We start from the raw sequence: 8482 nt of genomic DNA on the forward strand, positions 1-8482 counted from the left end.
CCCCTCCCCCGTCGCCCGACCGTGGTTGGCGGCCTCGGACGTCCCGGTCGCAGGCCCCGACGACGTCGAGCGCGTGGTCCTGCTGTCCCCGGAGGGCGAGGCCGTGGGCACGGAGGCCAAGGCCACGGTCCACCGCCGCACCGAGGACGGCGGCACGCCCCTGCACCTGGCCTTCTCCTGTCACGTGTACGACGAGGCCGACCGGTTCCTGCTCACCCGCCGGGCGCTGGGCAAGGCGGCGTTCCCCGGGGTGTGGACCAACGGGTTCTGCGGGCACCCCGGCCCCGGCGAGTCCCCCGCGGAGGCCGTGCTGCGCCGCGCCCCGCAGGAGCTGGGCGTGGAGGTGTCCGACGTCGTCGAGGTGCTCCCCGACTTCCGCTACCGGGCCGCAGACGCCTCCGGCATGGAGGAGCACGAGATCTGCCCGGTGTTCCGGGCCCGGATGCACGGCGACCCCGCCCCGGAGCGGGACGAGGTCGCGGAGTGGTGCTGGGTGGAGCCGGCCGATCTGGCCGCCGCCCTGGCCGCCGTCCCCCGGGCGTTCAGCCCGTGGCTCGTGGAGCAGTGGCAGCAGGGGGCGTTCGACCCGCGGTGAGCGGCCGGCGCGGCGACGCCGCGCGGGCCGTCAGCGGCCGTTGACGTCGTCGAGGTGGGCGGCGGTGGACTGCACGGCCTCGTCCTGCGCCGGCTCGGCGTCGCCCTGCTGGCCCTGCTGCTCCTCGGCCAGGCGGCGGACCTCTGCGATGTCGAGGCCCTTGACCTGGTCGAGCAGCTGCTCGAGCGCGGTGCCCGGCAGGGCGCCGGCCTGGGAGAACACGAGCACGCCGCCGCGGAAGGCCATGAGCGTGGGGATGGAGGTGATGCCGGCCATCGCCGCCAGCTGCTGCTGGTCCTCCGTGTCGACCTTGGCGAACACGACGTCCTCGTGCTTCTCGGAGGCGGCCTCGAACACGGGGGCGAACTGGCGGCACGGGCCGCACCAGCCGGCCCAGAAGTCCACGAGCACGGTGTCGTTCTCGGCGACGGTGGAGCCGAACTCCTCGAGGGTCAGGTCCTTGGTGGCCACGGTGGGTCCTTTCGTCAGCGGGGCCGACGCGCTCACGCCGGCGATCGTCCTGCCGACCACAACGGACACCCCGCCGCACCTATTCCGCCCCACCCCGCTTTCGTTCGGGAAACGGCGGCGTGTCCCGGCACTTTCGTTCGGGAAACGGGCGCCTTCCACGCACTGTCGTGGCCGAGACGGGAGCCGTCGTCGTCGCTTCCTAGACTGACCGCATGACCGCCACTACCGCCCTGCCCCTGCTCGTGCTCAACGGCCCCAACCTGAACCTGCTCGGCACCCGCGAGCCCGAGGTCTACGGCACGGCCACCCTCGACGACGTCCGCGCGCTCACCGAGGCCCGCGCGGCCGAGCACGGGCTGACCGTGGACTTCCGACAGTCCAACCACGAGGGCGAGCTCGTCGACTGGATCCAGGAGGCCCGCACCTCCCACGGGGGTGTCCTCATCAACCCGGCCGCGTACTCGCACACCTCCGTCGCGATCCGCGATGCCCTCGCCGCCGTCGACCGGCCGATCGCCGAGGTGCACATCTCCAACGTCCACCGGCGCGAGGCGTTCCGACACCACTCGCACGTCTCCGCCGTCGCCGACGTCGTGATCGCCGGGGCGGGCGTCCAGGGCTACGCCCTCGCCGTCGACTGGCTCGCCGCGGCTGTGCGCCGCTGAGCGCTGGTCAGGACCCGGCCGGTCGGGCCTAGGGTCGGTTCGACGAGCCGGTGGCCGCATCAGGGCGCCGGCACCCGACGACGAAGGAGTCACGCCATGGGCACCCAGGATCCCCGCACCCATCTGCTCGAGAAGCTCGCGAAGGTGCACGTCTGCATGCTGACCACCGCCGAGGCGGACGGCACGCTCGTCACCCGCCCGATGGGCCTGCAGCAGGCCGAGGACGGCGGCACGCTCTGGTTCATGACGCGCTCCACCTCCGACGTCGCCGCGGACGCCCCGCAGCGCCCGGTCAACGTCGCCGTCCAGGACAAGGACTTCTGGGCCTCCCTCGCGGGCCACGGTCAGCTCGTCCGCGACGACGCCCGCAAGAAGGAGTTCTGGAACTCCGCCACCGAGGCGTTCTTCGGTGAGGGCTCGAGCCCCGAGGATCCGCAGATCGTGCTCGTGCGCGTGGACGTGAACACCGCCCAGTTCTGGGAGTCCCCGGGCGCGGTGGCCACCGCCGTCGAGCTGGTGAAGGCCAAGGTCACCGGCGGCGAGGCCCACCCGGGCGACAGCGAGACCGTCCGCTTCTGACGGCGCCTCCCGACGCCGGCCTCGCGACTTGCCCGCGGACGGGCCGGTGAGCGCCGCGCGAGGGGCCTCGGCGGGTCAGTCGACGTCCTCGGCCGCCAGCTGGCCGCACGCGCCGTCGATCTCCTTGCCACGGGTGTCGCGCAGGGTGGTGGGGATGCCGGCGGCGTTGAGCCGGTCCACGAACTCGCGCGTCACGTCCTTCTCCGAGGCGGTCCAGATGGAGCCCGGCGTCGGGTTCAGCGGGATCGGGTTCACGTGCACCCAGCCCTTGCCCCGGGCGTTGAGCTTCTTGGCCAGCAGGTCGGCACGCCACGCGTGGTCGTTCATGTCCTTGATGAGCGCGTACTCGATGGACACCCGGCGGCCGGTGGCCACGAAGTAGTCGTACGCGGCGTCGATCGCCTCGTCCGCCTTCCAGCGCGAGTTCACGGGGATCAGCTCGTCGCGCAGCTCGTCGTCCGGCGCATGCAGGGACAGCGCGAACGTCAGCGGCACGCCCTCCTCGGCCAGCTTCCGGATGGCCGGCACCAGGCCGACGGTGGACAGCGTGATGTTCCGCGCGGACATGCCCAGGCCCTCGGGCGAGGGGTCCACCATGCGGTGCACGGCGGCCATCACGCGCTTGTAGTTGGCCAGGGGCTCACCCATGCCCATGAACACGACGTTGGTGACGCGGTCGGCGTCGTGCCCGCCGTCCTTGCGCTTGCCGCCCAGTCCGCCCTGGGCGATCACCTGGTTGGCCAGCACGATCTGCTCCACGATCTCCGCCGTGGACATGTTGCGGGTCAGCCCGGCCTGGCCCGTGGCGCAGAACGGGCAGTTCATCCCGCAGCCGGCCTGGCTGGACACGCACAGCGTCACGCGGCCGGGATACCGCATGAGCACGGACTCCACGAGCGCGCCGTCGAACAGCCGCCACAGGAACTTGATGGTGTCCCCGCGGTCGGTCTCCATGCGCCGGACCTCGGTGAGCAGCGGCGGGAAGAACGCCTCCGCGATCGCCTCCCGCTTGTCCTTGGGCAGGTCCGTCATCTGCTCCGGATCGGTGGTGTAGTGCTCGAAGTAGTGCACCGAGAGCTGCTTGGCGCGGAACGCCGGCAGCCCGATCTCCTTGGCCTTCTCCTGCCGTTCCTTCAGCGTGAGGTCGGCCAGGTGGGTGGGCGGCTGGGAGACGCGCGGCTGCTTGAACTGCAGCTGCGGTCGGCCGTCCGGGCCCATCGGCTGGGTCCAGCCCTCGGTCTTCGGCATCACCTGGGGGCGCTCGGCGGTGGCGGCCTCGCGGCGCTTGGGCGCGGAGAGCTGGTGGCCGACGCCGGCGCGGCGCATGCGCTCTCGGTCCTCGGCGAGCTGGCGCGCCTCGGACTCGTCGATCAGGCCGCGCTCGGGGCGGCCGAGGGCCGGCTTGCCGGCGCGGTCCCTCTGGCGGTTCGGGGTGGGCTTCGATCCGGGGCGGCGGGGCTGGTAGTCAGACATCGGCACCATTCTCCCAGACGGGGCGGACTTCGCGGCGGGTCGCCTCCACATCGACGGCACCGCGCGGCTTTCGCGTCCGGGGCAGCCCCCGCAGGACCCAGCGGACGACGACGCCGCGCACCGTCGCCGGCAGCGGCCGGTACAGGGTGCGCGCCAGCCCCCAGAGGCGTGCCTCCCGGACGGAGTCCCGCCCAGTCCAGGACCAGCCGAGGCCGGCGCGCACGCGGCCTGGGAGGAGACCGGCGGTGACGAACCGGGCCAGGGGCATAGCCGCCCGCAGCGGCGCGGGGACGCCCTGGCCGGAGAACAGGTCGGCGGCGACCCGCCGCGCGTCGTCCGTGACCTCGAGCCGGGCCACCCGGTCGTCCCAGTAGTCCGCGAACGCCGCGCGGTCGACCGGCCAGGCGGAGGCGGGGACCTCGAGGCTCGTGGCGAGCGGAGCGTACCCGCGGTAGAGGCGGTCGGCGTCCTCGGCGTCGAGGGCGCCCCACATCCGGCGGCGCACCTGCTCCCCCATCGCATAGAGGGTGGCGGCCACCCAGAGCTGGGCGTCCGGGTCGGCGGCGTCGTAGGGGCGGCCTCCGGCGTCGACCCCGCGGACCGAGCCGTGCGCCGCCCGCACCCGGTCGACGACCGCGTCGCGCGCCGGCGCGGCCTCGGGGAGGGTGACCGCGTAGATGTAGGCGAGCGTGTGGCGGAGCCGGCGCATCGGGTCCTCGGTGAACCGGGAGTGGCCGGCGACGCCGGCCCCCACCGGCCGGTGCGCCACCTGGAGCAGGATCGCCGCACCGGCGCCGGCGAGGATCGCGGCCTCGCGGGCGAGGGCGGCCGCGGAGGTCGGGGCGGAGTGGCGGTCGGGGCGCATGGTCCCAGCCTCGCACCGGGTCGGGCGGAGGGGCAGGGGGCGAAGATGAACGGTGCTGTTCACCTTCTGTTCACCTTGCTGTCCACCTGCTGCTCGTGTCGCCTCGATCCGAAAACCGCATGATTGCGCTGATTTTGCGCCATCCAGGCATGTGTGGCGGAGTGCCTCAGGTCACGTTGGTGAACACGGAGTTGCACTCTGGGAGGAAATCTGTAAACTTGTTCACAAGCAGTTCACCTAGCGTTTACGGAACGCGAGGTCGGGACTCCACCGAACTCATCACCCGCGGCCCCGCCGCGACGATCCGCCGGACTCGTGGTCCGGCAACCGAAGGAGGTGCTCACCGTGAGCATCAACACGACCAGCCACCACCTGCCCACCGCCCCGAGCCCCCTCATGCAGCGCCACGTGCTCCAGCGCGTCGAGGAGACCCTCCTCCGCCGCTTCGAGGGCACCGTCACCGCCGAGACCGTCCGCTCGGTCGTCCGCGAGGTCGTCGCCGACCTCAAGCGCGGCGCCCGCATCACCACCTTCCTGCCGGCCCTCGCCGAGCGCGAGGCCACCCGCCGCCTCCAGGCCGCGACGCCGGCCCACGAGGCCATGGCCGTCGCCGCCTGATCCCCCATACCGACGCGACGACCCGTCGGCCCGCCCCGCGAGGGGCCGTGGCCGGCGGGTCTTCTCGCGTCCCAGACGCTTTCGTTCGGGAAACGGCGGGCCCCAGGACGCTTTCGTTCTGGAAACGGCGGGCCCCAGGACGCTTTCGTTCGGGAAACGGCGTTACTGCTCCTTGCTGATGAGGCCATCCGGCACCTCCGCTCCTGGGCGCCGTTCCATCGCCGCCCACGCGAATCCGGCGTGCGGCGCCATTTCCCGAACGAAAGCACCGCGACACGCCGCCATTTCCCGAACGAAAGCGCGACCGGCACGGGAGGCCTCAGTCCTCGGCGACGCCCAGCGCTCGGCGCATCGGCAGGAACTTGGCCCGGATCTCCGTGACCTCCTCCTCGGGCACCGCTCCCGGGACCATCCCGCCCCCGGCCTGCAGCCGCACCCCGCCGGGCACCTGCTGGCCGCAGCGCAGTGCCAGGGCGATCTCGCCGTCGCCGTCCTGATCCAGCCACCCGACCGGCCCGGCGTAGCGGCCGCGGTCCACGGGCTCGACCTCCGCGATCACCCGCACCGCGTCCGGCGTGGGGGTCCCGCCGACGGCCGCCGTCGGATGCAGCGCGGCCACCACGTCCAGCACGGTCCCCCGCCCATCCCGCAGCCGGCCGCGCACGGACGTGGCCAGGTGGTGCACGTTCGGCAGGGTCAGGACGGTGGGCGCGGGGTCGTCATCGGCGAGGTCGACGACGGGCGCCAGCGCGTCCAGCACCGACCGCGCGGCCCAGCGATGCTCCTCCGCCAGCCGCGGATCAGAGGCCAGCCGCTCCCGCAGCGCGGCGTCCTCCTCCTCGTCCGCGCCGCGCGGCATGGACCCCGCCAGCACCCGCGAGCCCACGAGCCCCGCGTGCCGCGTGGCGAGGACCTCGGGCGTGGCGCCCAGCAGCCCGCCGACGGCGAACACCCAGGTCTGCGGGTACTCGCGGCGCAGCTCCCCGATCGCCCGCCACAGGTCGGCGTCGTCCGCGGGGACGGTCATCGTGCGGCTGATCACGACCTTCGCCAGCTCCCCGCCCGAGTCGGCCATCCGCGTCAGCAGCTCGCGCACCCCGGCCGCGTAGCCGGCGTCGTCCCAGGCACGGTCGGCGACGCCGGCGGGCAGGGGCACCGCACCGTCGGCCAGCAGCCGGGCTCCGCGGTCCGCGGCGACGGCGGCTGCGAGCGCGTCCGCGTCCACGTGCTGGGCCACGTCCCGCACGCCGGACGGCGTGGCGCGGCGCAGATCCGCGGGGATGCGCAGGACCGCGGGCTCAGGCGAGTCGTCGGCGAAGGTCGAGGAGATCCAGCCCCGCAGCGGGGCCGTCGGGTCCGGTCGCCCGGCGACGGCGGTCTGCCACAGCGCGGAGAGTCGGCGGAGCCGGTCGGTGCCGTCCAGGAGCACGGTCCAGCCGCCCTCGCCCCGCCACGCGTCGTCCCCGTGCGCCCACAGCACCGCCCGGGCGAACGGGGGGACGGCGGCCTCGGGGGCCCCGGTCGCGGGGGCGCCGAGGTCCGGGAGCAGGGAGCGGACAGACATGGCCCCCATTCTCTCCCACCTCGGCGGACCCCCGCTCCGGGCCCGGGCGTCGGCCACCGCCCCGACGACGGCGGCGAGCAGCGTCGTCGGGCGCGGAGGGATCCCGTCAAGGCTTGCGCCGGCACACCCGACGTCGCAGGGTGGGGGCACCCGTTCACCTCGCGTTCAGCCGACCGCCTTCCCCGGAGGACTCGCACCATGACCCCCATCCCCCCGGACCCCCACGCCGATCACGCACCGGCGGTGGACGACATGCCGCTGGACACGACGGCCGCGCCGGACATCCCCGCCGCGGTGGACCCCGTGCCGCACGGGATGGCCGCGCACGTGCTCGAGCGCGAGGTCGGGCCGCTGATGGCGCGCTTCCCCGGCGTGGCCGACGAGGCGACGGTGCGTCAGCTCCTGTTCGACTCCTACGCCGAGCTCGCCGAGACGAGCCGCCACCCGGAGATGCTGCCGACCATCTCGGTGCAGCATGCCGCCTCGCGCCTGCGCGCCAGGGCGATCAACCAGGGCAGCATCGAGTCCCGCCACCCGCGTGTGCTGTTCGTCTGCCACGGCAACGCCGGCCGCTCGCAGATGGCCGCGGCCCTGCTCGAGAACCGCACCCACGGCGAGGTCAGGGCCCGCTCGGCCGGCACGGAGCCCGCCGGCGAGGTCATCTCCACCGCGTTCGAGGCGATGAACGAGATCGGCATCCCGCTGCACCACACGTACACCAAGGGCCTGGACCCGGACGTGCTCCGGGCCGCCGAGATCGTGGTGCTCTTCGACGGCGCGGATCCGTTCGAGATCCCCGAGGGCGCGCAGGTGCAGAAGTGGTCCGTGCCGTCGATCCGCGGCATGAGCCTCGAGCAGGTGCGCGGCGTGCGCGACGCCCTGGACCTGGAGGTCCGCGGCCTGATCGCCGATCTGGGCGAAGCCGCCACCCCGCTGCCGGAGGAGGGCACCCGCGTCGGCCGACCCCTTGACCCATACCCCCCTGGGGTATAGAACGGGGGTATGAGCACGGACAGCACGACGACGGCGCCCGCCGCCGCCTCGCCCCTTCCGTCCGCCGCGGCGGATGCCTGCGACGGCCACCGGCCCCCGCACGAGGTCCACCGGGACAAGGCGAAGCACCTGGCGCGACTGCGCCGCATCGAGGGGCAGGTGCGCGGCCTCCACCGCATGGTGGACGAGGACGTGTACTGCATCGACGTCCTCACGCAGGTCGCCGCCGTCACGAAGGCGCTGCAGTCCCTCAGCCTGAATCTCACCTCGGAGCACCTGCGTCACTGCGTGGCGGAGGCCGCGGTGCAGGCCGAGGCGGAAGGCCGCACCGAGCTCATCGACGAGAAGGTCGCCGAGGCGACGGCCGCCCTCGGCCGCCTGCTGCGCTGACCGGCGCCGTCGCCCACCCACCACCGCACGAGGAGCACGAGATGACCACCACCGACCTGAAGATCACCGGCATGACCTGCGGCCACTGCGCCGCCTCCGTCCGGGAGGAGCTCGGCGAGATCGCCGGCGTCTCCGCCGTGGACGTGGACCTGAACGCCGGGGGCGTGTCCACCGCCACCGTCACCTCCGAGGGCCCCCTCGACCCCGCCGCCGCGCGCGCCGCCGTCGAGGAGGCCGGCTACACGCTGGTGGAGGCCTGACCCCATGAC

At 73.8% G+C, this 8482-nt stretch carries 11 protein-coding genes; 7 read left to right on the forward strand and 4 right to left on the reverse strand.

Annotated elements, in window-relative coordinates; all coding sequences use genetic code 11:
* Positions 1-595, forward strand: a 595-nt coding sequence (idi, locus tag J1M39_RS10200) for an isopentenyl-diphosphate Delta-isomerase (protein ID WP_241254111.1), incomplete at its 5' end; no start/stop codon positions are given.
* A 30-nt stretch (positions 596-625) separates the two neighbouring features.
* Here the strand turns inward: idi and trxA are convergent.
* Positions 626-1066: a thioredoxin gene (gene trxA / locus J1M39_RS10205; RefSeq protein WP_052007086.1), complete on the reverse strand. Its 441-nt coding sequence runs from the start codon at positions 1064-1066 to the stop codon at positions 626-628.
* Positions 1067-1278: 212 nt separating this feature from the next.
* Between trxA and aroQ the strand changes: the two genes are divergently transcribed.
* Both aroQ and J1M39_RS10215 read left to right on the forward strand, forming a co-directional pair.
* The gene (gene aroQ / locus J1M39_RS10210) at positions 1279-1731 is read left to right on the forward strand and encodes a type II 3-dehydroquinate dehydratase (RefSeq protein ID WP_206452517.1); all 453 of its coding nucleotides are present in this window, start codon (positions 1279-1281) and stop codon (positions 1729-1731) included.
* 96 nt (positions 1732-1827) lie between these two features.
* Positions 1828-2310, forward strand: coding sequence for a pyridoxamine 5'-phosphate oxidase family protein (locus tag J1M39_RS10215; protein WP_206496746.1), 483 nt, complete (start codon positions 1828-1830; stop codon positions 2308-2310).
* A 75-nt stretch (positions 2311-2385) separates the two neighbouring features.
* Here the strand turns inward: J1M39_RS10215 and rlmN are convergent, their stop codons facing one another.
* Both rlmN and J1M39_RS10225 read right to left on the reverse strand, forming a co-directional pair.
* A complete protein-coding gene (rlmN, locus tag J1M39_RS10220; protein ID WP_069941386.1) occupies positions 2386-3783 on the reverse strand; it encodes a 23S rRNA (adenine(2503)-C(2))-methyltransferase RlmN in 1398 nt (465 codons plus the stop codon).
* Positions 3776-4648, reverse strand: a complete 873-nt coding sequence (locus tag J1M39_RS10225; RefSeq protein WP_078025681.1) for an oxygenase MpaB family protein — start codon at positions 4646-4648, stop codon at positions 3776-3778. Before J1M39_RS10225 ends, rlmN begins: the two co-directional genes overlap by 8 nt.
* Before the next feature lie 345 nt (positions 4649-4993).
* Between J1M39_RS10225 and J1M39_RS10230 the strand changes: the two genes are divergently transcribed.
* Complete coding sequence (locus tag J1M39_RS10230; RefSeq protein WP_227448856.1) at positions 4994-5266, forward strand: three-helix bundle dimerization domain-containing protein; 273 nt, start codon at positions 4994-4996, stop codon at positions 5264-5266.
* Between the two features lie 319 nt (positions 5267-5585).
* Here J1M39_RS10230 and J1M39_RS10235 read toward each other — a convergent pair whose 3' ends face one another.
* Positions 5586-6830, reverse strand: coding sequence for an isochorismate synthase (locus J1M39_RS10235; RefSeq protein WP_036316739.1), 1245 nt, complete (start codon positions 6828-6830; stop codon positions 5586-5588).
* Positions 6831-7028: 198 nt separating this feature from the next.
* Here J1M39_RS10235 and J1M39_RS10240 point away from each other — a divergent pair, with 198 nt between their 5' ends.
* The 3 genes from J1M39_RS10240 to J1M39_RS10250 are packed head-to-tail and all read left to right on the forward strand — an operon-like array spanning position 7029 to position 8473.
* Positions 7029-7823, forward strand: coding sequence for an arsenate-mycothiol transferase ArsC (locus tag J1M39_RS10240; protein ID WP_063188819.1), 795 nt, complete (start codon positions 7029-7031; stop codon positions 7821-7823).
* A 9-nt stretch (positions 7824-7832) separates the two neighbouring features.
* Entirely contained in the window at positions 7833-8213 is a 381-nt protein-coding gene (locus J1M39_RS10245) for a metal-sensitive transcriptional regulator (protein WP_002856860.1), read from the forward strand.
* Positions 8214-8254: 41 nt separating this feature from the next.
* Complete coding sequence (locus J1M39_RS10250; RefSeq protein ID WP_036339566.1) at positions 8255-8473, forward strand: heavy-metal-associated domain-containing protein; 219 nt, start codon at positions 8255-8257, stop codon at positions 8471-8473.
* Positions 8474-8482 lie beyond the last annotated feature (9 nt).

It is taken from the genome of Micrococcus sp. KRD077 (assembly GCF_017168505.1).
GTDB lineage: Bacteria > Actinomycetota > Actinomycetes > Actinomycetales > Micrococcaceae > Micrococcus > Micrococcus luteus.